Origin of the sequence: Enterococcus sp. 1001283B150225_161107_E12 (assembly GCF_015556925.1) — a bacterium.
GTDB classification, from domain to species: Bacteria; Bacillota; Bacilli; order Lactobacillales; family Enterococcaceae; genus Enterococcus_B; species Enterococcus_B mundtii.
In genome coordinates, this window is the sequence record NZ_JADNNI010000037.1 from 1 (window position 1) to 1403 (window position 1403).

Genomic DNA, 1403 nt, shown 5'->3' on the forward strand with positions numbered 1-1403 from the left:
TTTGCTCATAAAATGCGTTCGGTATTGACTATGCTAGGTGTCATCATTGGGATTGCTGCCATTATTTCGATTTTCAGTATCATCGGCGGAAACACCGAAAAAATGAAACGAGAGATGATTGGTGGTAACAATAATACGATGAATATCCAATACGATAAAAAAAGTTCATTCCAAAGCGGAATCCAATCAGTAAAGGAAGAAAAAAAACCACTATACCTTCCGTTTTTAAATGACGATATCTTAAAAGAAATCAATGAACTCCCAGATGTATTAGCAAGTGGCTTGTCATATCAAAAAGATGGGAAAATCTATAGGAAAGCAAAAGGGGCTGACGCCAAAGTTTCTGCTGTCACTTCTTCTGTTGAGGATTTGGAGCAGTTAAACTTCATCAAAGGGGAAGGATTTGGTTCTCAAGCCTTCCAAGAGCAACAACAAGCAATTTTTCTGGAAGATTCCTTGTATGACGAATTATTTCCAAAAGAAGAAGGGATCGGACAGTTTGTCGAAGTGAATGGGGTGCCATTCAAAGTTCAAGGTGTATTTCAGTTAGATCCAAATAGTAGTAATCCATTTAGCTTTGAGAAAAGAGCTTACGTTCCTTTGCAACAAGCATATAAACTATCTGATGAGTTGGATATTGTACCGCTTGTCACGATTCAAACAAATAATACCGATCAATTACAAGGCGCTGCAGAAAAAGCCGCAGAGATTCTCAATCAACATATGCCGAAGTCAGATTATGAATACGGGGTCATGAATCTGAAAGACTTTGCCAGAGAACTGGAACGAATGAACCAGTCAAGTTTTATTCTTCTGTCTGGTATAGCAAGTATCTCGTTATTAGTGGGGGGAATCGGTGTGATGAATATCATGTTGGTCTCTGTCACGGAAAGAACGAAAGAAATTGGAATCAAGAAAGCACTCGGCGCAAGAAGAAAAGTAATTTTAAAACAATTTTTAGTAGAAGCGGTCGTCTTGACTTTGATTGGTGGGGTATTAGGTGTGCTTATTGGTTTGTTAAGTGGCTATGCCATTACGCAATCACTGGATTATCCTTATATCGTATCCGTGATTTCCATTGTCGTTAGCTTAGTTTTTTGTTCCCTGATGGGTGTGATATTTGGCTTGTTACCAGCAATGAAAGCATCGAAATTAAACCCTATTGAGGCACTACGCTTTGAATAAGGAGAGAGTGATATGGAAAGAATTTTAGTGGTTGAAGATGAATATATGATCAATCAAATCGTGACGGAATTTTTAAAAGAACGCAAGTATGAGGTTTATTCAGTAAGAAGTGGCGAACAGGCATTGGAAGCTTTTGCTGAGCAAACATTTGACTTGATCCTATTAGACATTATGTTGCCTGGGATAAGGGGGACGGATGTTTTAAAGAAAATTCGGGA

Annotated in this window: 2 protein-coding genes; both read left to right on the forward strand. The window is 38.3% G+C overall.

Annotation, left to right across the window (positions count from 1 at the left end; all coding sequences use genetic code 11):
* On the forward strand, positions 1 to 1185 hold a 1185-nt coding region (locus I2F89_RS15400; protein WP_195514609.1), incomplete at its 5' end, for an ABC transporter permease.
* Positions 1186 to 1197: 12 nt separating this feature from the next.
* A partial coding sequence (locus I2F89_RS15405) for a response regulator (protein ID WP_195514610.1) occupies positions 1198 to 1403 on the forward strand: 206 nt, incomplete at its 3' end.